The sequence below is a fragment of the Streptomyces sp. NPDC003393 genome, assembly GCF_053589015.1.
In genome coordinates this window covers 201,270-224,159 of sequence record NZ_JBSFRB010000001.1, presented here as the reverse complement: position 1 = coordinate 224,159, position 22,890 = coordinate 201,270, and the positions used below count along the sequence as shown (strand labels likewise).

Annotated in this window: 23 protein-coding genes and 1 pseudogene; 12 read left to right on the top strand and 12 right to left on the bottom strand. The window is 73.6% G+C overall.

The window, feature by feature from the left end:
- Positions 1-53 precede the first annotated feature (53 nt).
- The 4 genes from ACWDUZ_RS01010 to ACWDUZ_RS00995 all read left to right on the top strand — a co-directional run bounded on the left by ACWDUZ_RS01010 (position 54) and on the right by ACWDUZ_RS00995 (position 3,518).
- Positions 54-482, top strand: a complete 429-nt coding sequence (locus tag ACWDUZ_RS01010; protein WP_451629616.1) for an ester cyclase — start codon at positions 54-56, stop codon at positions 480-482.
- Positions 483-781: 299 nt separating this feature from the next.
- Positions 782-1,687: a sigma-70 family RNA polymerase sigma factor gene (locus ACWDUZ_RS01005; protein WP_451629615.1), complete on the top strand. Its 906-nt coding sequence runs from the start codon at positions 782-784 to the stop codon at positions 1,685-1,687.
- A 78-nt stretch (positions 1,688-1,765) separates the two neighbouring features.
- The gene (locus ACWDUZ_RS01000) at positions 1,766-2,641 is read left to right on the top strand and encodes an alpha/beta fold hydrolase (RefSeq protein WP_451629614.1); all 876 of its coding nucleotides are present in this window, start codon (positions 1,766-1,768) and stop codon (positions 2,639-2,641) included.
- 10 nt (positions 2,642-2,651) lie between these two features.
- Complete coding sequence (locus ACWDUZ_RS00995; protein WP_451629613.1) at positions 2,652-3,518, top strand: pentapeptide repeat-containing protein; 867 nt, start codon at positions 2,652-2,654, stop codon at positions 3,516-3,518.
- Here ACWDUZ_RS00995 and ACWDUZ_RS00990 read toward each other — a convergent pair.
- On the bottom strand, positions 3,480-5,087 hold the full coding sequence (locus tag ACWDUZ_RS00990) for a cytochrome P450 (protein WP_451629612.1): 1,608 nt from the start codon (positions 5,085-5,087) through the stop codon (positions 3,480-3,482). The genes ACWDUZ_RS00995 and ACWDUZ_RS00990 overlap by 39 nt on opposite strands.
- Positions 5,088-5,184: 97 nt before the next feature.
- Here ACWDUZ_RS00990 and ACWDUZ_RS00985 point away from each other — a divergent pair, with 97 nt between their 5' ends.
- Positions 5,185-5,796 (top strand): TetR/AcrR family transcriptional regulator, encoded by a 612-nt coding sequence (locus ACWDUZ_RS00985; protein ID WP_451629611.1) that lies wholly within the window; start codon positions 5,185-5,187, stop codon positions 5,794-5,796.
- A gap of 172 nt (positions 5,797-5,968) precedes the next feature.
- Positions 5,969-6,694 (top strand): DUF2470 domain-containing protein, encoded by a 726-nt coding sequence (locus ACWDUZ_RS00980; protein ID WP_451629610.1) that lies wholly within the window; start codon positions 5,969-5,971, stop codon positions 6,692-6,694.
- On the opposite strand, the gene ACWDUZ_RS00975 is transcribed toward ACWDUZ_RS00980, so the two are convergent.
- From ACWDUZ_RS00975 to ACWDUZ_RS00960, 4 genes are all read right to left on the bottom strand, one after another.
- Positions 6,662-7,906 (bottom strand): lactonase family protein, encoded by a 1,245-nt coding sequence (locus ACWDUZ_RS00975; RefSeq protein ID WP_451629609.1) that lies wholly within the window; start codon positions 7,904-7,906, stop codon positions 6,662-6,664. The two genes, ACWDUZ_RS00980 and ACWDUZ_RS00975, sit on opposite strands and share 33 nt — an antisense overlap.
- 146 nt (positions 7,907-8,052) lie before the next feature.
- Positions 8,053-9,057: a hypothetical protein gene (locus tag ACWDUZ_RS00970; protein ID WP_451629608.1), complete on the bottom strand. Its 1,005-nt coding sequence runs from the start codon at positions 9,055-9,057 to the stop codon at positions 8,053-8,055.
- Positions 9,058-9,082: 25 nt separating this feature from the next.
- Positions 9,083-10,336, bottom strand: a complete 1,254-nt coding sequence (locus ACWDUZ_RS00965) for an FUSC family protein (protein ID WP_451629607.1) — start codon at positions 10,334-10,336, stop codon at positions 9,083-9,085.
- Between the two features lie 107 nt (positions 10,337-10,443).
- Positions 10,444-10,938, bottom strand: coding sequence for an FBP domain-containing protein (locus ACWDUZ_RS00960; RefSeq protein ID WP_451629606.1), 495 nt, complete (start codon positions 10,936-10,938; stop codon positions 10,444-10,446).
- A 273-nt stretch (positions 10,939-11,211) separates the two neighbouring features.
- On the opposite strand from ACWDUZ_RS00960, the pseudogene ACWDUZ_RS00955 reads away from it, so the two are divergent.
- Together ACWDUZ_RS00955 and ACWDUZ_RS00950 are read left to right on the top strand one after the other, a co-directional pair.
- A pseudogene (locus ACWDUZ_RS00955) lies at positions 11,212-11,442 on the top strand (DUF3626 domain-containing protein); the annotation flags it as partial.
- Between the two features lie 121 nt (positions 11,443-11,563).
- On the top strand, positions 11,564-12,850 hold the full coding sequence (locus tag ACWDUZ_RS00950; protein ID WP_451629605.1) for an ROK family transcriptional regulator: 1,287 nt from the start codon (positions 11,564-11,566) through the stop codon (positions 12,848-12,850).
- Positions 12,851-12,874: 24 nt separating this feature from the next.
- Here ACWDUZ_RS00950 and ACWDUZ_RS00945 read toward each other — a convergent pair whose 3' ends face one another.
- The 3 genes from ACWDUZ_RS00945 to ACWDUZ_RS00935 form a co-directional block, all read right to left on the bottom strand.
- On the bottom strand, positions 12,875-13,684 hold the full coding sequence (locus tag ACWDUZ_RS00945) for an SAM-dependent methyltransferase (RefSeq protein WP_451629604.1): 810 nt from the start codon (positions 13,682-13,684) through the stop codon (positions 12,875-12,877).
- Positions 13,685-13,926: 242 nt separating this feature from the next.
- Positions 13,927-14,181, bottom strand: a complete 255-nt coding sequence (locus ACWDUZ_RS00940) for a DUF397 domain-containing protein (RefSeq protein ID WP_451629603.1) — start codon at positions 14,179-14,181, stop codon at positions 13,927-13,929.
- Positions 14,182-14,184: 3 nt separating this feature from the next.
- Complete coding sequence (locus ACWDUZ_RS00935) at positions 14,185-15,051, bottom strand: helix-turn-helix domain-containing protein (protein WP_451629602.1); 867 nt, start codon at positions 15,049-15,051, stop codon at positions 14,185-14,187.
- Between the two features lie 256 nt (positions 15,052-15,307).
- Between ACWDUZ_RS00935 and ACWDUZ_RS00930 the strand changes: the two genes are divergently transcribed.
- The 3 genes from ACWDUZ_RS00930 (at position 15,308) to ACWDUZ_RS00920 (ending at position 17,373) form a co-directional block, all read left to right on the top strand.
- On the top strand, positions 15,308-15,892 hold the full coding sequence (locus tag ACWDUZ_RS00930; protein ID WP_451629601.1) for an ATP-binding protein: 585 nt from the start codon (positions 15,308-15,310) through the stop codon (positions 15,890-15,892).
- Positions 15,889-17,040 (top strand): DUF6624 domain-containing protein, encoded by a 1,152-nt coding sequence (locus tag ACWDUZ_RS00925; protein WP_451629600.1) that lies wholly within the window; start codon positions 15,889-15,891, stop codon positions 17,038-17,040. Before ACWDUZ_RS00930 ends, ACWDUZ_RS00925 begins: the two co-directional genes overlap by 4 nt.
- 81 nt (positions 17,041-17,121) lie before the next feature.
- On the top strand, positions 17,122-17,373 hold the full coding sequence (locus tag ACWDUZ_RS00920) for a hypothetical protein (RefSeq protein ID WP_451629599.1): 252 nt from the start codon (positions 17,122-17,124) through the stop codon (positions 17,371-17,373).
- Positions 17,374-17,484: 111 nt separating this feature from the next.
- Here the strand turns inward: ACWDUZ_RS00920 and ACWDUZ_RS00915 are convergent, their stop codons facing one another.
- The 4 genes from ACWDUZ_RS00915 to ACWDUZ_RS00900 form a co-directional block, all read right to left on the bottom strand.
- Positions 17,485-18,513, bottom strand: coding sequence for an SDR family oxidoreductase (locus tag ACWDUZ_RS00915; protein WP_451629598.1), 1,029 nt, complete (start codon positions 18,511-18,513; stop codon positions 17,485-17,487).
- A gap of 171 nt (positions 18,514-18,684) precedes the next feature.
- On the bottom strand, positions 18,685-19,662 hold the full coding sequence (locus tag ACWDUZ_RS00910; RefSeq protein WP_451629597.1) for an SDR family NAD(P)-dependent oxidoreductase: 978 nt from the start codon (positions 19,660-19,662) through the stop codon (positions 18,685-18,687).
- A gap of 414 nt (positions 19,663-20,076) precedes the next feature.
- Positions 20,077-20,742, bottom strand: a complete 666-nt coding sequence (locus ACWDUZ_RS00905) for an HAD family hydrolase (RefSeq protein WP_451629809.1) — start codon at positions 20,740-20,742, stop codon at positions 20,077-20,079.
- 53 nt (positions 20,743-20,795) lie between these two features.
- Positions 20,796-21,833 (bottom strand): PHP domain-containing protein, encoded by a 1,038-nt coding sequence (locus ACWDUZ_RS00900; protein WP_451629596.1) that lies wholly within the window; start codon positions 21,831-21,833, stop codon positions 20,796-20,798.
- A 110-nt stretch (positions 21,834-21,943) separates the two neighbouring features.
- On the opposite strand from ACWDUZ_RS00900, the gene ACWDUZ_RS00895 reads away from it, so the two are divergent.
- Positions 21,944-22,756 carry an SDR family oxidoreductase gene (locus tag ACWDUZ_RS00895; protein WP_451629595.1) on the top strand — a complete coding sequence of 271 codons (813 nt, stop codon included), beginning with the start codon at positions 21,944-21,946 and terminating at the stop codon, positions 22,754-22,756.
- Positions 22,757-22,890: the final 134 nt, after the last annotated feature.

The following is a 22,890-nucleotide window of genomic DNA, read 5'->3' as shown; positions in this document are numbered from 1 at the left end:
GGGGTACAGCTCGGCGGTGTGGGACATGGTCGGTCGAACCGTTGGAGGATGCCATGGCGTACGCGAACTCCGTCGAGATCGTCGAGGCGTTCTGGGAGCAGGTGTGGAACGCGCACGATCCCGACAAGGCGGACGACTTCGTCGTCGAGGACTTCGTGATCACCAACGCGGGCGAGCGCATCGAGGGCCGTGACAACTTCAAGGCCTGGATCAGGGACTTCCTCGACCAGGTCGGCGACCTGCGGCTGGAGGTCGCCGAGACCTTCCAGAACCAGGACGGCAGCCGGGTGGCCTCCCGCTGGTGCGTGCACGGGCTGAACAACGGCGTCATGGGCACCGAGGCCGACGGGCGGCCGATCTCCTTCTCCGGTATCGCGGTGTGGGCGGTACGCGAGGACGGCAAGCTGCTGCACAACTGGGTCGAGCGGGCCGGCTGGGAGCTGTACCGGCGCCTCACCGCGGCGCCGTCCCAGGACGACTGACGTGGTCCGGGCCGCTCGCGGGCAGCCCGGTCGCGGACTCCGCGCATCGGCGCGTCCAAGGGCTGTCCCGTGATCCGCGGTGGATCGGCGCGCGGCGTCGGATGCCGGGGCACCTCCCACGCCGTTCAGGCAGTGGGGGATCATCGCAAGGCGCAGGGGCGTCCGCATACTGGGCGTATGCGGATGTTCCGACAACGCGGCAAGGCGTAGCCGGCGTCGCGCGCCCGCCGGGGATCGCGGGACAGCCCTTAGGCTGATCCGCAAGGACCGGGACAGGGGACGCGGACGGGGGGCAGAGGATGACCGGGACGGGTGACCAGGAGATCCTGGCGCGGCGCTTCGAGGAGCACCGGGGTCAACTGAGGGCGGTGGCCTACCGCATGCTCGGCTCGCTGCCGGAGGCCGAGGACGCCGTGCAGGAGGCCTGGCTGCGGCTGACCCGCGCGGACGCGGATGCCATCGACAACCTGACCGCCTGGCTGACCACCGTGACCGGCCGGATCTGCCTCGATCTGCTGCGCACCCGCACCTCGCGCCGCGAGGAACCCATGGACGAGACCTTCGTCCCCGACCCCGTGCTGCGACCGCTGACCCGGATCGACCCCGAGCAGGAGGCGCTCCAGGCCGACTCGGTGGGGCTCGCCCTGCTGGTCGTGCTGGAGATGCTGGAGCCGGACGAGCGGCTGGCGTTCGTGCTGCACGACCTGTTCGCGGTGCCGTTCGACGACATCGCCCCGATCGTGGAGCGCACCTCGGCCGCGACCCGGCAGCTCGCCAGTCGTGCCCGGCGCCGGGTCCAGGGCGCCACCCCGTCCACCGAGACCGACCTCGGACGGCAGCGGCAGGTCCTCGACGCCTTCCTCGCCGCGTCGCGCGGCGGCGACTTCGAGGCACTGGTGGCCGTGCTCCACCCCGACGTGGTGCTCCGGGTCGACGCCGGAGCCCTGGTCCGGGGCGGCGCCGTCTCCAAGGTGGTCCACGGCGCCAGGACGGTGGCCGCGCAGGCGCTCACCTTCTCCCCGTACGCGGGGTCGGCCCGGCTCGTCCTGGTCAACGGCACGGTCGGCGTGGCCAACGCGCCCGAGGGCCGGCCGCTGTCGGTCATGGGCGTCACCGTCGCCGACGGCCGGATCACCCACATGTACATCCTGGCCGACACCGAGCGGCTGGAACGGCTGGACCTGCCCGCCGTCCTGGCCCACTGACCGCCGCCGGCGCGGGAAAGGTCGCGGGACGGACGATCCGGTTGCCCGGCCGGCCCGCCCGCTGACAGGCTCCTCGCCATGCCCGCCTTCTCCGCCCACGACGGAACCCGCCTCGCCTACCACGTGAGCGGTGACGGCCCGCCGGTGGTCTGCCTGCCGGGCGGTCCCGTACGGGCCTCGGCCTATCTCGGCGACCTCGGGGGCCTGTCCGCCCACCGGCGACTGGTGATCCTGGACCTGCGGGGCAGCGGACAGTCGGCGATCCTGCGGGACCCGGCCGGCTACCGCTGCGACCGACTCGTCGACGACGTCGAGGCGCTGCGGGAACACCTCGGCGTCGAGCGTGTGGACCTGTTGGCGCACTGCGCCGGCGCGAACCTGGCGGTCCTCTACGCGAGCCGCCACCCCCGACGCGTGGGACGGCTCGCGCTGATCACGCCGAGCGTGGCGGCCGTCGGCATCACGATCACGGCGGAGGTGCGGCTGGCCACGGCGCGGCAGCGCCGGAGCGAACCCTGGTTCCCGACGGCGTACGCCGCTCTGGAGGACGTGGTGAAGGGCAGAACCGCGGACGGGCAGTGGGAGGCCATCGCCCCCTTCCTGCACGGCCGCTGGGACGAGTCCGCCCGGGCCCTGGACGCGGCGGACGCCGAGCAGAAGAACAGCGAGGCCGCGGCCGTCTACGGCGGCGGCGGCGCCTACGACCCGGAGGCCACCCGCTCGGCCCTCGCCCGGCTGCCCGCACCCGTGCTGGTGCTCGCCGGCGAAGTCGACCTGAACTCCCCACCGGCCGCGATGGCCGAGTACGCCGGGCTGTTCCACCACGCCGGACTGGTCGTCCAGCCCGGCGCCGGGCACCATCCCTGGCTCGACGACCCGGAACGCTTCACGGCGGCCAGCGCCGTCTTCCTGCGCCGACCGGGGTGGTCCGGAGGCGGCCCCGCAGGTCAGTAGGGTGGACGGCATGCCAGATCAGACAGCCGGCCCGGCCGGCCGGACGGACGTGCCCCACCGGTCCGACCTGCGCGGCGACTGCGCGCGCTGCTTCGGGCTGTGCTGCGTGGCCCTGCCCTTCGCCGCCTCGGCGGACTTCGCGCTCGACAAGCCGGCCGGGAAGCCCTGCCCGAACCTCCGGGGCGACCACCGGTGCGGCATCCACGCGCGGCTCAGGCAGAAGGGCTTCACCGGTTGCACGGTCTACGACTGCTTCGGCGCCGGCCAGAAGGTCTCCCAGGTCACCTTCGCCGGCCGGGACTGGCGTGACGGCTCCCGGGAGGACGCCCGGCGGATGTTCGAGGTGTTTCCGGTGGTCCGCCAGCTCCACGAGCTGCTCTGGTACCTCACCGAGGCGCTGGGTCTGCCCGCCGCCCGTCCCGTCCACGCCGACCTGCGCCAGGCCCTGGCGAAGACCGAGCGACTCACCCTGCTGCCCCCCGGGGAGCTCACCGCGCTGGACGTCGGCGCCCACCGCCAGGACGTCAACGTGCTCCTGCTGCGCACCAGCGACCTGGTCCGGTCCGCGGTCCGTGGCGGGAAGGGCAGAGGCAAGGACCGGCGGGGCGCCGACCTGGTCGGTGCCCGGCTGCGGCGGGCCGATCTGCGCGGGGTCAGCCTGCGCGGCGCCTACCTGATCGCCGCCGACCTCACCGGCGCCGATCTGCGCGGCGCTGATCTGATCGGCGCCGATCTGCGGGACGCCGACCTGACGGACGCGGATCTGACCGGTGCGTTCTTCCTGACCCAGCCCCAGCTCGACGCGGCCCGTGGCAACGAGCGCACCCGGCTGCCCGCGTCAGTGACCCGTCCGGTGCACTGGGCAGCGCGGGGCTGAACGCCCTTCCCCGTCCGGGACCGGAACCCGGTCGTCCGAGGACGGCACCCGAGCCACCCCGGCCGCGCCCGAGGGCGGCGGCGCGAGGGGGGCCGTCCGCCGCTCGAGGCGCAGCCGCAGGCCCTCCGGCATGAGGGTCAGCCGCTCGGTCACCCTCAGCCGGTACCCCGGATCGGCGTGCAGGTCGTAGCGGCGCAGCAGCAGACCGAGGACCAGCGTCGCCTCGTGCAGGGCGAACTGGCGGCCGATACAGGCCCGGGCTCCGGTGCCGAACGGCTTGAAGACGTGCGGCGGGCGGGCCCGTACGGCCCGTGCCTCGAACCGGTCCGGGTCGAACCGCTCGGCGTCCGCGCCCCACACCTCGGGGTCGCGGTGCAGCATCGTCGTCAGCACCAGCGCCCAGGCGCCCCGGCGCATCGGATGCTCTCCGCCCAGCACCGTGTCCCGCAGGGCCTCACGGGCGAAGGCGGGCGCCGTCGGCCAGAGCCGCAGTGACTCGTCCAGCACCCGGCGCACGTACCGCAGTTTGGCGACCTGCTCGTAGCCGGGCGCCGGCGTGTCTCCCCACACACGGTCCACCTCGGCCCGGGCGCGGGCGGCGACCTCCGGGTGCCGGGCGAGGTGGTGCAGCGCGAAGGACAGCGCGCCCGAGGTGGTCTCGTGACCCGCGACCAGGAAGGTGATCACCTGGCGGCGCACGTTCTCGGGGGACAGCCGCTCCCCGGTGTCCGGGTGAGCCGTCCGGAGCATCCGGTCGAGCAGGTCCCCGTCGCCGGCCGCGTCGCCACCCGCCGTGCGCCTGGCGCGGACGAGGTCGTCGACCGTCCGGTTGAGGTAGGCGATGTCGGCGGCGTTGCGGCGGGTCGCACCCCGCAGCAGGTACGGGGCCAGCGGGGCCGGGACCGTGTTGAGCCGCTGCGCGTAGGAGAGGGTGCCGACCATCGCGGTGACGAACGGGTGCGGCCGGGGGCGCTCGAAGGAGCCGAAGTCGTGGCCGAAGCCGGTGCGCGCGATGGTCTCCAGGGTCAGCTTGGTCATGTCCCCGGGCACGTCCACGGTGCGCCCGGCGGCGAGCGCGCGGTCCCAGTGGTCGGTGAGCCGGGCGGCCACGTCCAGCATCATCACGTGATAGCCGGCCATCGCCTCCCGGCTGAAGCCCGGGGCCAGGACGTCGTGCGCCAACTGCCAGTTGGGCTCGTGGTTGTACGCCGTGAACAGGCCGTCCCCGGCGACCGGCCGCAGGTTGGCCACGCCGAGGCCCACGTGCTTGGCGAAGCGTGTCTCGTCCGCCAGGTCGGCGGCCGGCCGCGCACCCCAGACGAACACGAACTCCTTGCCGAACACCCGGCGCCGGAAGATCGGGCCGAGTGCGCGGGCGTAGCGCATCGAGTCCTGCACGGGCTTGCGCCGGTGGGCGCCGAGCACATCGCCGAGGAGCGGGAGTCGGTGCGGCGGATGCGGGATGCGGTGCAGCTCCGGCCAGCCCAGCTCCGCACCGCGGAATCCTTTCGGAAGCTCGTCATATCCGGCGGGTCCGGCCGGTCCGGTTCCGGTCGTCGTCTGCGCCATGCGCTCGTCCCCCCGGTCGCCTCGGTGTTGTACGCGGATTCAATAGCGGTTCGCAGTCTGGTCCGGCTGTTGAACCGGCGTCAAGTAGAGTGCGGGCATGGCCGCGAACCAGGGGGAGCAGCGCACGCGCCGCCGGCTCAGCACGGAGGAACGCCGCGAGCAGCTGCTGTCGGTCGGGGCGCGTCTGTTCTCCGAAAGCCCGTACGACGACGTGTGGATCGAGCAGGTCGCCGAGATCGCGGGTGTCTCGCGAGGGCTGCTCTACCACTACTTCCCGACCAAGCGGGACTTCTTCGCGGCGGTCGTGGAGCGGGAGAGCGAGCGCATGCTGCGGATGACCGCGGCCGTGCCCGGAGTGCCGGTGCGGGAGCAGCTCGCGGCGGGGCTGGACACCTATCTGGAGTACGTGCGGGCCCATGCGCACGGCTACCGTGCCTTCCATCGCGCGGACGCGGCGGGCGACCAGGCCGTGCGCCGCGTCTACCAGCGGGCTCTGGCCGCCCAGGAGCGGCAGATCCTGGCCGCGCTGGCCGCGGATCCCGAGTTCGGCCCGCTCGCCGCGCGGCGTCCCGACCTCGAACTCGCGGTGCGCGGCTGGCTGGCGTTCACGACCGCCGTCTGCCTGGAGTGGCTGCGCCGTTCGGATCTGACGCGCGAACAGGTGCGGGACCTGTGCGCACGGGCGCTGCTGGGCGTGCTCTCGCCCTGAGCGGAACTTCGGGCCTCCGCGTCCGGTCGGAGACCGCCGCGTGCGCCCTGTCCGTCGCCGCCCGTGCCTCCGCACGCCCCTGAGATGCCTCTGTCCATGCCCGGTGCCTGGTTGGCGTGCGCCTCGATCTTCTGTAAGTTAGGCAAGGCTTACCTAAAATAAGGAGGTCGGGATGGGTGACAGCCACACCTGGGAGGCGGTGCCCGGCGCGGCACAGCGGGCGCGGTCCGTGCTCGCCGCCGCGTGGTCCTGCGCGGTGACCGCCGAGGGCGGCCGGGAGGACTTCGTCGGGGCGCACACGGTCGACGAGGACGGCCGGGTGCGCCTGCGTCCGTCCGAGGACAGCGTGCTGAGCGTGAGCGCCCTGTGCGCGCCCCGCGGTGAGCTGCCCGCCGTGGTGGAGTTCGCCGACGTCGCGCCCGTCCCCGTGCGCAGGCGGATCCGCGCCCGGCTGCGGCTCGCCGGACGGTTCGCCGGCGAGGGCGAGGACCTGGTGTTCCAGCCGACGCGCGTGCTGCTGCGGGAGCCGTCCGGCACCGTCGCGGTGGACCCCGAGGAGTTCGCCGCCGCGGCGCCCGACCCACTCGCTCGGGCGGAGGCACGGCTGCTCACCCACCTCGCCGACGCCCACCCCGACGCGGTGGAGCGGCTCAGCCGGCTCGTCGGGCCCGACAGCCTGCACGGCGCGGTGCGGGTACGGCCGCTCGCCGTGGACCGGCACGCGCTGACCCTGCGCGTCGAGCGCGCCCGCACCGACGGCGATGTACGCCTGATGTTTCACGCGCCCGCCGACGACCTCGCCCAACTCGCCGAGCGCATGCACGTCCTGCTCGCCCAGGCGGGCTCCACCGCCTGCCCGCGTTCCCTACAGGGGCAGCGCGCAGACGGCGACCGGTGAGGCGAACGGCTCGCCCGCCGGACGCAGTGCGCCGCTCGTCCGGTCCACATGGAAGACGCTGACCGTGCTCGACTTCTGGTTCGCCGCGAAGAGCAGCCCGCCGTCCGGCGAGAGGGCGATCTGGCGCGGGAAGTCACCGGCCACCGTCACCGTGTCCAGCAGCCTGAGCCGGGACCCGTCCGCCTCGACCGCGTAGCGCGCCAGGGTGTTGTCGCCCCGGTTGGCGAGGTAGGCGAACCGGCCGTCGGCGGTGACGAGCATCTGCGCCGGATAGTTCGTGCCCGGGCCGGAGCCCGTGGACTGCGGCCGGCCGACGGTCAGCCGCCCGGTCGGCGGATCGTAGGCGCACACGGTGACCGTGTCGTCGACCTCGTCGGCCAGGTAGACGTAGCGGCCGCCGGGGTGGAAGGTCAGGTGGCGCGGCCCGGCGCCGGGCCGGGTGTGTGCCCGGGAGGTCTCGGTGAGCCGTCCGCTGCGGGGGTCCAGGCGGTAGGTGTAGACGGTGTCGGTGCCCAGGTCGACGGCGAGGAGGTGGCGGCCGTCCGGAGCCGTGACGAACTGATGGGCGTGGGGCCCCTGCTGCCCGGGACCGGGCGGCGGGCTGGAGTGCGTCACCAGGTCGGTGCGCTCGCCGAGCGCACCGGAGCCGTCGATCGGGTGCACGGCCACGCTGCCGGACCGGTAGTCGGCGCTCAGCAGCCAGCGCCCGCCGGGGTGCACGGACAGGTGGCAGGTGCCGGCGCCGCCGGTGGAGCGGGTGCCGAGCACCGCGTGATCGGCGAGCCGAACGGCGGTCACACCGCCGTCGGGGCGCTCGTCGACGGCGTACAGCGTCCGGCCGTCCGGGTGCACCGCGAGGTAGGAGGGGTCGGGGATCCCGGTGAGGGTGCCCCGGCCGGTCACGGCGCCCGTGACCGGGTCGTACTCCGCGAGGCCGATGCCCGTGCCGCCGCCCGCCACGGACGTGTAGGTGCCCAGGTACAGCGGGCGCGGCCCGGACCGTGTGCCCGTCGGCTTCCCGGCGCGCGCCGCCGCCTCCGGCGCGGCGGCCCCGCCCGGCGACCGCCCGGCTCCGGAGCCGGGCGCGGGACCGGACCCGGACCCCGGACGTGCCGGGGCCGGAACGGCCGCCATCGCCGCGACACCGGCCGCGGCGCCGACAAAACGGCGCCGGCTCCAGCCTCCGCGTGCCGCTCGTGCCCCACCGCTCATGCCCGTACCCCACGTCTCCACCGCCTCGGCCGACACAGGCCACCTTCGCCTGGACCACCTGGGAAGGGCAAGACAGGCAACCGTCGATGCACGCTGCGCAATGGCTCGCGCAGGGTGCCGGGCCTGGTGGGTGCCGCGTACCGGGCTTACCAGGTGCCGTCGTCCACGGGCTTGCTCGGGGCGTCCTTGAGCGGGGTGATCTGGTGCGGCGACGGTTCCTGCCAGGGTTCGTGGTCCTCACCGAGCCAGTCCCCGACCGGCCGCACCGAACCCAGGCCGTCCGTGGGGGCGAGGTCCTCGGCGTCCTGGTCGTAGTAGTCGAACCAGGGCAGGCCCGCGCGGGTGTACGCGGCGCGGTCCACCGGCGACGGCGGGGGAGCCTCGCCGGTGATGCGGCGCCACTCCGGGGGCGTCACCAGGTGCACGAACACTCGTCCGGCGGGCTCGTCGGCCCAGTCGCCGGGCGGCCGTTCGTCCCGGTAGACCTCCTGGTGCATCGAGCCGCCGACGCCAAGACCCATCGCGACGCCGTACGCACGGGGCGCGTTCCCCGGTGCCGGGGCGGCGGCCGGGGCAGGCGGCATCCGCCGCCGTACGGTCCCCAGCCGCGCCTGCTGCTCCTGCCACCTGGCCAGCGCCGCCTCGCTCAGCGGGAACGACTGCAACTGCACACCGCCCCACACCTCCTCGCCCGTGACCTGACCCTCCACGGTCGCTCCGAGGCCCAGCGGCACCGCGACGAACTGGCGCACCGTGCCCTTGCCGGAGTTGATGCCGTCCAGCCAGGGCTGGCGCGGCAGGACCACGTAGTTCTGCGGATCGCGCGAGAGCCGGTCGCTCCACGGCCGGCCCGAGACGGCGCACACCTTGCCCACCCCGACCTGCAGCGCGGCCGGGCGGGACGTGCCGGCGAAGCTCAGCCACATCGCCTCGCGCAGATACACCGGGAGCATCACCCCGCCCCGTGCCCGCCACTGTTCCGGCACCGTGTCCGGGTAGTCCGACACCCGCCGCAGCGGGAACTCCCCGTGCCCCGGCGGCAGCCGGTGCGTGCCCGTCTCCGGCAGCCTCAGGGTGCGTATGAACCGCACCGTCACACCGTCCGGCAGCCGCAGGCTGTTGCCGTCGATCCGTACCCTCGTGTCGGTCACGGGCCCGTCCCCCTCCGTCGTCCTGTCACAGAGAACGCCCCACGGCCTCCTCACGGTTCCGCCCCAGCCTGACCGGGGCCCCCAGCCGGTCCGCGAACCGGGTCAGCCGGGACCGGCGGGCGCGCTGCGCGCGGGTGTGCAGGTCCAGCTCCTCCAGCAGCCGCTTCGAACGGTGCTCGATGTCCATCTCGTCGAGGATGCGGTTGACCTCGGTCAGCACCGCGCCGTGCAGCTGCCACTGGCTCGCGTCCTGCTGCACCTCCTCCAGCAGGAGCTGCGCCAGCTTGTCCCGGGTGGCCGATGCCTGCCGCAGCTCGGCGGCGAGCCGGGACTCGGCCGACTCGGCGCTCACGCTCACATCGGTGGTCACCAGGACCGCGTAGCTGACCACCGCGTCGGAGATCTCGCACAGCAGCTGCTGCACCAGCGGACCGGTCTGCGGCGAGAACAGCGGTTCGGGCTCGCGCGCCTTGGTCAGATCGGTGAAGGTGCGTGCGAGCACCCGCAGCACGACGGTGCAGATCTCCAGGGTGTCCAGCCCGGTGCGCAGCACCACCCGGTTCAGCAGACCCTCCCGCACCCGGGGGTTGAGCCGCAGGCTGTCCTCGGCCTGCCGCAGGGCGGCGTCCACCCCGGCGATGTCGTGGTCCAGGCGGCGCGCCTCGTGCAACCGCGCCGCCGTGTGCTCCACCGCCGGGCGACCGGCCGCCTCCTCACCCATGTACAGCATCAGCTTCCGCATCCGGCGGGCCAGCCCGTCGATCGACTCGCCCGCGTGCTCGGTCCACACCGGGGGTGCGAGCAGCAGATTGCAGGCCATGCCGACCACCGCACCGATCAGCGTCTCCACGATCCGCGCCCAGCCTGTGCTGCCGACGGTGGTGACCCCGAGGACCAGCATGGCGCTGATCGCCACCTCGGCCACGAACTCGTCCACCCGCACCAGGTGCCCGACGGCGAGCCCGGCCAGGATCACCAGCGCCAGGCTCCACCACGTCAGCCCCACCAGCAGGGAGAAGGCGATCGCCACGAGCACCCCCGCCACCACCGAGTTGACCCGGCGGATGCTGGTGGTCAGCGTGGCGAACAGGGTGACCTGGACGACGAGCAGGGCCGTCAGGGGAGCGGTCAGCGGCGCCGGCTCCGGGCTCAGCTGCTTGGCGATGACATACGCGATCGTCGCCGCGACCGTGGACCGCAGCGCCTGAACGACGACGGGGTTCCGGTGCCGGCGCAGCAGTCGTACCAGGGGTGCCGTCCACTCACGTACATCTCGCATCCCTTGCGCTGTTCCCCGTTCACCGGCGCATCGAACGTCCTGGGTCCACCGCCGGGCCGGCCCGCGTCCGGTCCGGTCCGGTCCGGCGGTGGGGCCGGCCCCGCCGGTCAGGCGCCCAGCTTGTCGAGGAAGGCGGACAGGTTGCCGGTCGCGCGCGCGATCTGCTCCTGGAGCGTCAGGCTCTCCTCGAACCGGGCCCCGGAGTCCGGGACCTTCTTGCCCCGCACGTACAGCGAGCAGGCGAGGTCGGTGCACATGTAGACACCGACCGAGTTGCCCTCGCGGCCCGCCGCGCCGGCCTTGCGGGCGGTCATCAGGGACACCCCGCCGCCGCGATGCGTGGTCAGGCACACCGAACACATGCTGCGGTGCAGGAAGCCGCGCTGGGAGGACGGGAAACGCAGGGCGATGCCCGCCAGGCCTCCGCCTCGTTCGGTCACCAGGTAGCTGCGGTCGGGGGCGCCCGGATCGCGCCAGCCCAGGAAATCGAGATCGTCCCAGGGGCGCTCGGCCAGATCGCGCGGCACGGCCAGCCGCTTGGCCTCGCCCTTCGAGCAGTTGACGAAGGAGTTGCGGATGTCCTGCTCGGTGAGTGATCTCATGGGAGGCTCCGGTGTGTCGGGGCACGACACGTCTGCGCGCAGTGCCTAAAAGCTTTAGTTTCATGCCTAGGGTAAACAGCTTGGGGGAAGGGATCCAATGGATTTCGAGGGCGTGCGGTCCCGGCGGGCGCGGGCGGCGCTGCGGCATGTCGCCGGCCTGTCGACGGGGTCCGGCCGTCGATCCGGACCTGCGCATCACCCTCAATCTCCACCCGGACCGGCTCTGCGGCGGTCTGCCCGTCGTCCGCGCGCTCGCCCGGGACGGGGTGTACCGAGCTGCGTCGCCACGCCGACTACCGGGGGCGGGAGTACGTGGACCGCGGTGCCCGGATCGCCGAGGACGGCCGGCTGGACTCGAGGATCATCGGAGAGGCGGCCCGCACCGGCCGGTACGCGGCGCAGGACCTGAAGATGGTCTGGCACACTCTCGCCCGGCAGCACGGGGTGTCCGAGGGTGCGGGGACGGCGTGTGCCCCACGAGTGGGCGCGGGCCGCACCCCCTGATCGAAGCCACGTCTTAATTTATTACGTGGACTAAGGGGGCGAAGAAGTCGTGCCATCATGGCTCGCAGCGGTATGTTGCAGGTCGGGGACGGGCCGGGACGGATTCGGACGAGGGAGCCACATGGCGGGGCGGAACGGGCGCACGGTGCGCGATCTCAGGCGGGCCAACCGTACGGCCGTCCTGCAGAGGCTGTACTTCGACGGCCCTCTGAGCCGTTTCGAGCTCGGCCCGGCGACCGGTCTGAGCTCCGGCTCGGTCAGCAACGTCGTCGCCGACCTGATCGCCGACGGCCTGGTCGAGGAGGCCGGCAGCGTCGACTCCGACGGCGGGCGCCCGCGCACCCTGCTGCGCGTGGCCCCGGACAGCGGTCACATGATCGGTGTGGACGTCGGCGAGACCCGGGTGCGCGTCGAGCTGTTCGACCTCACCCTCACGGAGCTGGCGCGGGCCGAGCGGCCGCTCGCGGCGCAGCGCTACGACGTCGAGGTGATCACCGGGCACATCCGGGACGGCATCGCCGAGGTCCTGGCCGCCGCCGGGCCGGACCCCGAGCGGCTCCTCGGCGTCGGCATCGGCGTCCCCGGCATCGTCGAGCGCACCGAGGACCGGGGCGCCGTCGTGCACGGGCAGACCATCGGCTGGGACGCGGTCCCCCTGGAGGCGCTGCTCCGCGGCGGCTCGCAACTGCCGGAGACCGTCCCGTACTTCATCGACAACGGCGCCAAGACGCTGGGCCAGGCCGAGATGTGGTTCGGCGCGGGGCGCGGCGCGGGCAACGCGGTCGTGGTGCTCTTCGGCTCCGGTGTCGGCGCCTGCCTGGTCACGCCCGACGTCGAACACGGCCGAGCCGTCGAGTGGGGCCACCTGACCGTCCGGGTGCGGGGCCGCCGGTGCCGGTGCGGCGCGCTCGGCTGCCTGGAGGCGTACGCCGGTGCGGAGTCGCTGCTGGCCCGGTGGCGCGAGGAAGGAGGACAACCGCCGCGCGGCACCGACGAGGAGACGGCGCTGACCGCCATGCTGGCCGCCGCCTACCCGTCCGAGGGCACCGCCGCCGACCCCGTGGCCCTCGCCGTGCTGGAGGAGACCGCCGAGTACCTGGGCGCCGGTCTGTCCGACCTGATCAACCTGTTCCAGCCCGAGCGCATCCTCATCGGCGGCTGGGCGGGCCTCCAGCTGGGCGCGCGCTTCCTGCCCGCCGTGCGCCGCCACGCCACGGCGTACGCCCTGCGTCACCCGGCCGAGAAGGTGACCGTCGAACTGGGACGCCTGGGTCCCGACGCGGTCACCGTCGGAGCGGCCATCCTCCCGCTCGCCGACTTCTTCGCCCGGGGCGGCCGACGCGCCGAACCGGCGCCGGAGGACCGGCTCCCGGCCTGGCGGACGGCGCTGGAGGAGCGCAGGTCATGACCGAGCGGGTACGTACCTGACCCGTCAGGGCTTGCGGGCCACGCCGCCGTGGATGTCCGTGGGCTCGGGGTGCGTGCCGGGCTCGGGGCGCCACAGCGGGCAGGAGACGATGCCGGGCTCGACCAGATGGAGACCCTCGTAGTAGGCGGTGAGCTGTTCCGGGCTGCGCAGGACGTACGGGATGGCGCCGGTGTCGTCGTAGCCCTGCTGGGCCTCCTTGAGCGCCTGGTCGGTGTCGGTGCTGTCGTAGTGGACGAAGCAGCTGCCCGAGGGAAGGGCCGCCTGGAGGCGGCGGACGATCGACTTCGCCTCCTCGTAGTCCTGGATGTGGCCGAGGATGCCCATGAGCATCAGGGCGACCGGCCGGTCGAAGTCCAGGGTCTTCGCGGCCCGTTCGATGATCCTCTCCGGGTCGTGCAGGTCCGCGTCGATGTACTCGGTGACACCTTCCGGGGTGCTGGTGAGCAGGGCCTGGGCGTGACGCAGCACCAGCGGGTCGTTGTCGACGTACACGATGCGCGACTCGGGGGCGAGGCGCTGGGCGACCTGGTGGGTGTTGTCGTAGGTCGGCAGCCCGGTGCCGATGTCCAGGAACTGGCGCATGCCGAGTTCGCCGGTCACATAGGTCACGGCGCGGATCAGGTACTGGCGGGAGGCGCGGGCCATCGTCTCGATGGTGGGCGCGTGCTCGCGGTAGGCGTCGCCCGCGATCCGGTCCACCTCGTAGTTGTCCTTGCCGCCCATCCAGTAGTTCCAGATGCGGGCCGAGTGCGGCACCGTCGTGTCGATCTTGGACAACGCGTCCTGGTCGGGGGTGAGCCGCTCGTCTGCCATGGAGTTCTCCTGCTGTACGTCACACGCGGTCTGCGGTCCGTCCAAGCTACCGGCAACGTCCGTACGGATGCCGCCGGTTGGCGATTCGCCCGTTCGCCGTACGCGACGGGCCCGAGCGGGACCACCCGCACGGCGGGAGGTGTCGTGCGGGTGGTCCCGCGTGGTCGGGCCGGCCGGCGGCCCGGGCCCGGTTCGGCCGGGGCCCGGCCGCTGTCCGGCCCTGGTCCGGTCGCGGCCGCCGGTCAGTCGACCAGGAAGTCCGCGAGCCCTGCCTTGGCGCCCTGGAGAAAGATGATCATCTCTTCCCGGGTGTAGATGAGCGCGGGGCCGTCGGGGTCGGTGGACTGGCGCACGGCCACCCTGCCGTCGGGCAGGCGCTTGGCCTCGACGCAGGAGCCGCCGTTGGTGCCGCTCCAGGGCTTGTGCCAGCCCTCGCGGCCCAGTTCGCCGGCGGGCATGCCGTTGCGGACGGGGGTGCCGGATGTCGTGGATGCCATGGATCACAACTCCTTGCGCAGTTCGGCCAGGATCTCCCTGGTGCGGGTGAGCGGCTCCGCCTGTACGGACATCCGGTCCAGTACTTCGAGGTAGGCCACGACGTCCTCGGGGCGGTCGTAGTAGACGGAGCCCGCCAGGTTCTCGGTGTAGACGACGTCGGGCAGTTCGGAGAATCCGAAGCGGAAGTGGTGGAAGGGGCCGTAGGCGCCGGGGTGGGCACCCACGGAGAAGCGCATGATCTGGATCCGCACCTTCGGCACGTCCAGGACCTCGAGGAGCCGGTCGAGTTGGGCCCGCATCACCTCGGCCCCGCCGACGGGGCGGCGCAGCACCGTCTCGTCCAGGATGGCCCACAGCACCGGGGCGTCCGGCTTGGCGAGCAGGTCCTGGCGCCTGACGCGCAGGTCCACGCGGCGGGCGAGCCCTTCCTTCGACTCGTTGGGGAAACCCACCCGCAGCAGCGCGGCGGCGTACTCGGACGTCTGCAACAGGCCGGGCACGTAGTGGGGTTCGTAGAGGCGGATGACGCTCGCCTCGCTCTCCAGGCTCACATAGGCCTTGAACCACTCGGGCAGCACGTCGCGGTACTTGTACCACCATCCGGGCTTGTTGGCCTCCCTGGCCATCGCGACGAAGTCGTCGATCTCCGCGTCCGGCACCCCGTAGGCGCGCAGCAACTCCCTGACGTACGGGATGCGCAGACCGACCTCGGCCTTCTCGATGCGGCGAACCGTCAACGGGGTGACCTCGATGGCCCGCGCCGCGTCCTCGAAGGACACCCCGGCCTGCTCCCGCAGTTGGCGCAGGCGCTTGCCGAGAACCATCCTCAGGACCGTGGGCGCGCTGCCCCCAGAGCGGTTCTCGCTCACTCCCGACCTCCTGGAACGGCCCGTCACAGCGTGCAGTGTGCCATGCCGTACGCGTCGGACACAGGGTGATGCGCGTCTGTCTGAAATTATCAGAACGCAGGTTGCGAGCTGAGTGTGTGCCACATCATAGTGATCCGGGGAGCTGCCGCACCGGCCGCCGACGACGCGGCCAACTGGACGCGGCAGCACCGAAGCTGATGATCCGACAGGTACGGTGCCCGCTCCCCACCGCACGGGACTGCGAGGCGAGACCTGGATGACCACCGTGACCGACGGACAGCCGAACGCCGAGGGCGGCCCGGTCGGCTGTGGCACGCCGACCGCTCTGGTGCGGCCCCCGAACGCCACCGTCGTCGCCGCGGAACCCGGGCCCGGGGCACGTGAGTCCGGGGGATCGGCCGTGGACGACCCCGTTCCACAGGGCGGGCCCGCCCGCGCCGGCCGGCTGCGCTCCACGGTGCCGGCCGATCCTTGCTGGGCCTCGGCGGTGCGACGCCTGGTGACGGAGCACCTCGCCGGGCTGCGAATCCCGGCCGACCAGTGCGACAGCGCGGTGCTGGCGACGGACGAGCTGTTCGCCAACGCGGTCAGCCACGCGAGCACGGACCCGCGCGACACGGTCACGCTCACCGTCGAGTGGAACGCCCGTGGCCTGCGGGTCACGGTGGCCGACCGCTCGCCGGTGCCGCCCCGGGTCCGGACGGCAGACGCCGCCGAGTCGGGGCGCGGCCTGTCCATCGTGGGCGCGCTCGCCGACGACTGGGGCATGGCACCGCCGGAGTCGGGCCGTCCGGGCAAGCGCGTGTGGTTCACCCTGCGACGGCGAGGCGGGACGCCGTGACGTACGACGACTCGGTGACCGGCGAGCGGGCCGCGGGCCGTCCGGGAGCCGGCGACCCCGCGCCGGGCCGACCGCCGGTCGGCGGCCCGCTTCCCGGTGGTCCCGCCACCGGGGACCGCGCCTACGGCGACCAGGTGTCCGGCGAGCGGGCCCACGGCGGCTCGGTGTGCGCCGATCCGGTGCCGCGTGGAGCACCGGCGCCGGGTCGGGTCAGGGGCGCGGCAGGAGCCACGGCTCCCAGGGTGCCGCGTCAGAGCACGGACACGGACGGGGGAGCGAGGGGCGGGGGCGAGCCCGTCACCCGGGCGGCGCACCCGGACCGTGCGGTGGACACGGTCTCGGCGGCGGCCCGGACCGCGCTCCCGTACCCGGCGCCGTCCGGCGCGACCGCCCCGGCGACGGCGCCGCGCCCGGCGCCCGCCTTCGTGGGAACACCGGTCACGGCCATCGTGGCGGAGGCGGCGCGGCGGCGGCCCGGCCGGACGGCGTCACCGGCCCGGCATGCGCACCGGCCGCCTGCCCCGCACCCCGGGGAAGGAACCGCGGAAGCACCGGCGGGCGAGACCGCACCCGCGCCCGCCTCGGACCAACGCCCGCAGTCGCCCGCCGACGGCCCGCCGTCCGCGGTCGGCGCCGCGCCCGACCTGCCCCCGGAGCGCGCCCCGGCACTGGCGGCCGAGCTGGTCGGCAGGGCCGACGAGGACCGGGAACTGACCCGGAAGGCCGGCGCCGCCCCCACTCCGGAGCGCCGGCGCCGGGTCGTCGAGTGCCACCGCGACAACGGTGAGGCCCTCGCGGCGATCGTGCGACGGCACGGCTGGCCGGCCGCGGACCTCGTGGGACCGGAAGCCTCGACCGCCGCCCTCATGATCCTGCTGCACGCCCCCGACCTGCGCCTGCGGCTGCGGTGCCGGGATTTGATCGCACAGGCGGCGGCCGACGGCCGCTGTCCCGCCGTCCACCTCGCCTACATCGCCGACCACTGCGCCGTGGAGCTGGGCGAGCCGCAGTACTACGGGACCCGGATCAACCCCGTGACGTTGCGCCCGTACCCGGTCCGGCGGCCGGAGACGCTCGACGAGCGCCGGCAGGACGTCGGCCTCGGCCCGCTGGCGGAGCAGATGAGGGCACTGCGGTTGCGCGGCTGACGCGGTCGAGAGGTTTCGCAGGTCACCGAAGAGGTACCCGCGCCTCGTCCATCGACAGGACGGACGCGAAAGGAGCCCGCCGTGACCGAGCACCGCCGAGAGGCCCCCGGCGAGACCGGCCGGCCGGTGCCCCGTGACATGCCGGACCAGCAGGCCCGTCCGGGCGAGGACCCCTGGGAGGCGGCCGAGGCCGACGCTCGCAGGTCCGTCCGTTCCGGGCCCGGCTCGGACGACGTCCCCGACACCGACGAGGCGGGCACCGGACGCAAGGGCCGCCGGAACGCGGCCACCGTGCACCCCGAACATCCCGCACCGGACGAGCCCCCCGGCTGACGGGCGCGGCACACCCGCGCCGGTCGTGGCCGATCCGATCCGGGTCGGCCGGGCCACTGCCGTCCGACGGGCGCCCATCGGGTGCCCCGCCGGCTCAGCCGACCCGCGGGCTCAGCCGACCTTGCGGCCCTGCATGGGCGCGGTGTCCATGCCCTCGCCGCGCCGCAGCCCCTGCAAGAGCTCCTGGACGACCTCGGTGGCCGTGCGCTCCGGGCGCCAGCCGAGCTCGGTGTGCGCCCGTGTGCAGTCCATCAGGGGCAGGCGGAGCACCGCGTCGAAGAGGTGTGGCGAGGCGGGCAGCAGGTGCAGGCCCCAGGCGGCGGCGATCGCCGAGCGGGCGGCGGCTCGCGGCAGGCGCACGGGCCGGGTGCCCAGCAGTTCGCCCAGCACCTCGGCGTCCAGCGGCGGGTCGGCGGCGAGGTTGAACGCCCCCCGCACCTCGTGCCGCAGCGCCAGCCGGTAGGCCTCGGCGCCGTCGTCGGTGTGCAGGGCCTGCACACGCAGGCCCGGGATGTCCGGCAGGAACGGCAGCAGCTCCGGCCGCGCCAGCGGCCCCGGCAGGAACCGGCCGCCGAAGATGCGGCGCTGCTCGCTCGCCGATTGAGCCTTGAACAGGAACGCCGGTCGCATGCGCACCACCCTGATGTCCGGGTGGTCCCGCTCGAAGGTGTCCAGGGCCCGTTCCAGATACGCCTTCTCCCGGGTGTACGCGGCGTCCGGCCAGCCATGGGTCGGCCACGACTCGTCCACGGGATGATCCTTCGGCCCCGGGGAGTATGCGCCGACCGAGGACGCGTGCACCAGCACCGGCACGTGCGCGGCCGCCACCGCGTCGAACACCCGGATGCTGCCGAGCACATTGGTGCGCCAGGTCGTCGCCGGATCGTGGGTCGGCTGGAACGCCCAGGCCAGGTGGATGACGGCGTCGGCACCCTCGAACTGCCCGGCGAGACCGGCCTGCTCGGACGCCACGTCGACCGCCACCCAATCCGTCCTGGGCGGCGACCACCGCGGGATCCGGCGGGCGAGACCGCGCACCGAGGCGACCTCCGGATCCTCGGAGAGGAGGCGGACGACGCTGGTACCGACGTTGCCGGTGGCGCCCGTGACGACGATCCTGCTGCCCGACGCGCTGCTCACCTGCGGCTCCTCTCGGCGGGCGGACGGTGCGGACCCCCGAGTACCCGGTCCGCGGCGATCCACCCGACCCGGCCGACGCCTCCGGTCGCCACCTCGGCATCGGCACGTCCGATCGACGGTCCGATCAACCAGGTGGAACGAGGCAGCCGTTGGGAACGGACGCCGCCGGCGTCAGCTCCGTCCCGGGGACGCGAACGCGTTCACACCGGTCAGCTCCGCGGAGAGGTCCCACAGCCGGGCCGCCTGGGCGGCGTCGACGGCCCAGTCCTTGACTCCGCTGAGCTCGTCGCCGTCCTGGGCCGGTTCGGCGATGTCGCAGTCCTCCAGGTAGACGCCGCCCAGGCCGTCCAGTCGGGGGGAGGTGGCGGCCCAGACCTGGGTGGCGGCGCCCTGCTGCGGGGTCTTGAAACCCGCGGCGTTCAGCACGGTGCCGTCCTCGTCGATCCAGCCGCGCTCGATCATCTCCTCCTTCGGGATGTGGCGCTGGAGCGGGGTGATGATGCCGCCCGGGTGGAGCGCGAAGGCCCGGACGCCACGGTCACGGGCGAGGGCGTCGAGGTGGACGGCGAAGAGCACGTTCGCGGTCTTGGCCTGGCCGTAGGCCTGCCACTTGTCGTAGCCCCGCTGCCAGTGAAGGTCGTCCCAGCGGATGCCGGAGTAGTGGTGGGCGCGCGAGGAGACCGAAACCACGCGGGCGCCGCCCGGCTCGATCGCCGGCCACAGCCGGTTGACCAGCGCGAAGTGGCCGAGGTGGTTCGTCGCGAACTGGGCCTCCCAGCCGGGCCCCACCCGGGTCTCCGGGCAGGCCATGATCCCGGCGTTGTCGATCATGATGTCGATGGTGCGGCCGGAGGCCAGGAACCGCTCGGCGAAGGCGCGGACGCTGTCCAGGTCGCCGAGGTCGAGTTCGTCCACCTCGGTGCCTTCGACGCCCTCCAGCGCCTCTCGGGCGGCCGTGGGTCGGCGGGCCGGGACGACCACCCGGGCCCCCGCACGGGTCAGCGCGCGCGTGGTCTCCAGGCCGAGCCCCGAGTAGCCGCCGGTGACGACCGCGAGCCTTCCGGTGAGGTCGATGCCGTGGAGGACGTCGTCGGCGGTGCTCGTCGCGCCGAAACCCGAACCGATCTTGTGCTGATGCGTAGTGCTCATGCCGGAAACGCTACGAATTGGAGTGCTCTCGAAGTCAAGCGCTCACGGTTCGGCGTCGAGAGCGGACGGCGTCGGCACGGGAGAGGCCGGCACGGGAGCGGCGGACAGGAAAGAGCCCCGACCGGACGGGGGAATCACGGTCGGGGCCGTCGAGCTGTGGGCACGCATGGCGGTCGCCTCTCGGCGAGACGCTCCACAGGGCTTCAGCCGAACGATCGTCCCTGTGGGCAATAGGTGAGGCCCGGGGACACTGTCCCATCCGCACCCACGTTCGGTACAACGGGGAGCACCCGTCCGGTGTTCCGGCATCTGCCGGGTTATGTGGTGATCTGCATCACTCCGATGCGACGCGCTGCGATGCCACGGGCTGCGAATGCGACGCGGTGCGCTGCACCGCGGCACAGCACGGTACGGTCAGCCGGTGCCGCCGAAGGGGCCGTCCGGGAGTGACGACAGGAGGTGCGCGGGGTCGTCGTAGACGGTGTGCGCCCCGGCCCGCTCCAGGTCCTCGCGCGGGATGCCGCCGCACAGAACGCCCACGCAGCGCACGCCGGCCCGGCTGCCTGCCCGCATGTCCCAGACGGTGTCTCCGACGAACACCGCCCGTTCGGCGGGCACCCCGGCCAGTTCGAGAGCGTGTTCGACCGGCTCCGGTGCGGGCTTGCCCTTGTCCACGTCGTCGGCGCCGGCCGTCGCGGCGATGGCGTCGTCCGCGTCGATCGCGCGGCGCAGCGCGCTCAGCTCCGGACCGCTCGCCGAGGTGGCCAGCACCACGGTCCAGCCGTCCTGGTGCAGGCGCCGCAGCAGCCGCCCGGCGTCGGCGAGGACGGGCAGCCGGTCGAAGTACTGGGCGTACAGCGTGGTGTGCGACGCGCTGAGCCGGGCGTCCTGGTCCTTGTCGCGGTCGTCGCCGAGCAGGTGCGCGATCAGATCGGTGGAGCCGAGCCCCACGGACCGGTGGATGGCGTGCATGGGCACCCGGTGCCCCGCCTGCCGGAAGGCCTCCCACCAGGTCGTGACGTGGAGGTGGTTGGTGTCGACGAGCGTTCCGTCGACGTCGAACACGGCGGCACGGTCCACCATCGGCGTCATCCCTCGCTCACGTCGGTCTCAGGGAAGGAACGGGTACCACGTCAGGCGCTCGCCACTCCGGACGGCGTCCGGCGCTCCCGCGCCCAGGCGAGCAGTTCCTCCCGCGACCAGGTGGTCACCACCCGCTCGGGCGGCACCCCGCACTCCTCGGCCCGCGCGCAGCCGTTGATCTGCCAGTCCAGCTGGCCGGGCGCGTGGGCGTCGGTGTCGACGGCGAACAGCACGCCCGCCCCGACCGCGCGGCGCAGCAGCCGCCGCGGCGGGTCCAGCCGCTCCGGACGGCTGTTGATCTCCAGGGCCGTGCCGGTCTCGGCGCAGGCCGCGAAGACCTCGTCGGCGTCGAACTCCGACTCCGGCCGCCCCCGCCCGGTCAGCAGCCGTCCGGTGCAGTGTCCGAGGACGTCGGAGTGCGGATGGCGGACGGCGGCCACCATCCGCCGGGTCATCGAGCGGGCGTCCATGCGCAGCTTGGAGTGCACCGAGACGACGACCACGTCCAACTGCTCCAGCAGCTCGGGGTCCTGGTCGAGCGAGCCGTCCTCGAGGATGTCGCACTCGATCCCGGTCAGCAGCCGGAACGGGGCCCAGGTCTCGTTCAGCGCGGCCACCACCTCCAGCTGCTCGCGCAGTCGCTCCGCGGACAGCCCGCGGGCCACCGTCAGCCGCGGTGAGTGGTCGGTGAGCACCGCCCACTCGTGCCCGAGTCCCGCCGCGGCCCGGCCCATCTCGTCGATCGGGCTGCCGCCGTCCGACCAGTCGGAGTGCAGATGGCAGTCCCCGCGCAGCCGCGCCAGCAGTTCGCTGCCGCCGTCGGCCGGCGGCCGCGGCGCCTCGTCCTCCAGCTTCCGTAGATACTCGGGCACGGTCCCGGCCAGCGCCTCGCGGACCACCTGTGCGGTCTTCGGGCCGACGCCCCTGAGCGACTCCAGCCTTCCCGCCGCGGAGCGTTGCGCGACCTCTTCGGCGGGCAGTTCCGCCAGCGTGCGCGACGCCGTGCGGAAGGCGCGCACGCGGTACGTCGGCGCCTGCACCCGCTCCAGCAGGAAGGCGATCCGGTCCAGTGCCTCGACGGGGTCCATCGCCACCTCCGTCACCAGGGTTGCCCACGTTTGCCCCAGACGCCCCTCGGGTACTGGGGGTGCCTTGTCCGCGAGGCTGCGCGGGGTCGCAGCGCGGGAGGAGCCCGCCCATGTCCGCTTCCATGCCGTCGGCCGCCGAGGTGGCCGTGATCACCGGTTCCGACTCCGGCATCGGCCGTGCCACCGCCGTCCGGCTGGCCGAGGCGGGGCTGGACATCGGCATCACCTGGCACAGCGACGAGAAGGGCGCCGAGGAGACCGCCGAGGAGGTCCGGTCGAAAGGGCGGCGGGCCGCCGTCACCCGCATGGACCTCACCCGGCTGCCCGCCGCCGCGGACGCCGTCGACGAGCTGGCCGCGCGGCTCGGCGGCCGGATCGACGTCCTGGTCAACAACGCCGGTACCGGCACCGCCACGCCGTTCCTGGACCTCCGCCCGGACGATGTGCGCCGCGTGCTGGACGTGGACCTGCTCGGACCCTTTCTGTGCGGTCAGAAGGCGGCCCGGCGGATGATCGAGCAGGGCGACGGCGGCCGGATCGTCAACGTGACCTCGGTGCACGAGCACCAACCGCGGGTGGGAGCCGCTCCCTACTTCGCGGCCAAAGGCGGCCTCGGTCTGCTCACCCAGGTGATGGCCCTGGAGCTGGCGGAGCACGGGATCACGGTGAACGCGGTGGCACCCGGGGAGATCGCCACGCCGATGACCGGCCAGGAGGACACCGACGTGCACACCGAGCACCGCCCCGGCGTGCCGCTGGGCCGCCCGGGCGACGCCCGTGAGGTGGCCGCCGTGATCGCCTTCCTCGCCGGCCCCGGGGCCTCCTACGTCACCGGCGCGTCCTGGAGTGTGGACGGCGGCATGCTGCGGATGGGGCCGATGGCCGGATCCCACCTGACCGGCGACGACTGGCGGCGCCCCTGAGCGGGGCACCCTACGGCCGCACAGGTACGGCCGTACGTCTGCGACCGTGTGCCGGCCGCGGGGGCGGGCCCGGTTTCACCGCCCGGTCGTGGGGGGGCGGTGGCTCGTCCCGGGCGGTCCCGTCCTAGGCTTGA

Bases quoted from the DNA above. Each gene is read 5' to 3' on its own strand.
- ACWDUZ_RS00985 (WP_451629611.1), top strand. From the start codon at position 5,185: ATGGCCGCGAACCAGGGGGAGCAGCGCACGCGCCGCCGGCTCAGCACG.
- ACWDUZ_RS00960 (WP_451629606.1), bottom strand. From the start codon at position 10,938: ATGAGATCACTCACCGAGCAGGACATCCGCAACTCCTTCGTCAACTGC.
- ACWDUZ_RS00950 (WP_451629605.1), top strand. From the start codon at position 11,564: ATGGCGGGGCGGAACGGGCGCACGGTGCGCGATCTCAGGCGGGCCAAC.
- ACWDUZ_RS01010 (WP_451629616.1), top strand. From the start codon at position 54: ATGGCGTACGCGAACTCCGTCGAGATCGTCGAGGCGTTCTGGGAGCAG.
- ACWDUZ_RS00895 (WP_451629595.1), top strand. From the start codon at position 21,944: ATGTCCGCTTCCATGCCGTCGGCCGCCGAGGTGGCCGTGATCACCGGT.
- ACWDUZ_RS00930 (WP_451629601.1), top strand. From the start codon at position 15,308: ATGACCACCGTGACCGACGGACAGCCGAACGCCGAGGGCGGCCCGGTC.
- ACWDUZ_RS00910 (WP_451629597.1), bottom strand. From the start codon at position 19,662: ATGAGCACTACGCATCAGCACAAGATCGGTTCGGGTTTCGGCGCGACG.
- ACWDUZ_RS00980 (WP_451629610.1), top strand. From the start codon at position 5,969: ATGGGTGACAGCCACACCTGGGAGGCGGTGCCCGGCGCGGCACAGCGG.
- ACWDUZ_RS00940 (WP_451629603.1), bottom strand. From the start codon at position 14,181: ATGGCATCCACGACATCCGGCACCCCCGTCCGCAACGGCATGCCCGCC.
- ACWDUZ_RS00900 (WP_451629596.1), bottom strand. From the start codon at position 21,833: ATGGACCCCGTCGAGGCACTGGACCGGATCGCCTTCCTGCTGGAGCGG.
- ACWDUZ_RS01000 (WP_451629614.1), top strand. From the start codon at position 1,766: ATGCCCGCCTTCTCCGCCCACGACGGAACCCGCCTCGCCTACCACGTG.
- ACWDUZ_RS01005 (WP_451629615.1), top strand. From the start codon at position 782: ATGACCGGGACGGGTGACCAGGAGATCCTGGCGCGGCGCTTCGAGGAG.
- ACWDUZ_RS00995 (WP_451629613.1), top strand. From the start codon at position 2,652: ATGCCAGATCAGACAGCCGGCCCGGCCGGCCGGACGGACGTGCCCCAC.
- ACWDUZ_RS00990 (WP_451629612.1), bottom strand. From the start codon at position 5,087: ATGGCGCAGACGACGACCGGAACCGGACCGGCCGGACCCGCCGGATAT.
- ACWDUZ_RS00965 (WP_451629607.1), bottom strand. From the start codon at position 10,336: ATGCGAGATGTACGTGAGTGGACGGCACCCCTGGTACGACTGCTGCGC.
- ACWDUZ_RS00975 (WP_451629609.1), bottom strand. From the start codon at position 7,906: ATGAGCGGTGGGGCACGAGCGGCACGCGGAGGCTGGAGCCGGCGCCGT.
- ACWDUZ_RS00945 (WP_451629604.1), bottom strand. From the start codon at position 13,684: ATGGCAGACGAGCGGCTCACCCCCGACCAGGACGCGTTGTCCAAGATC.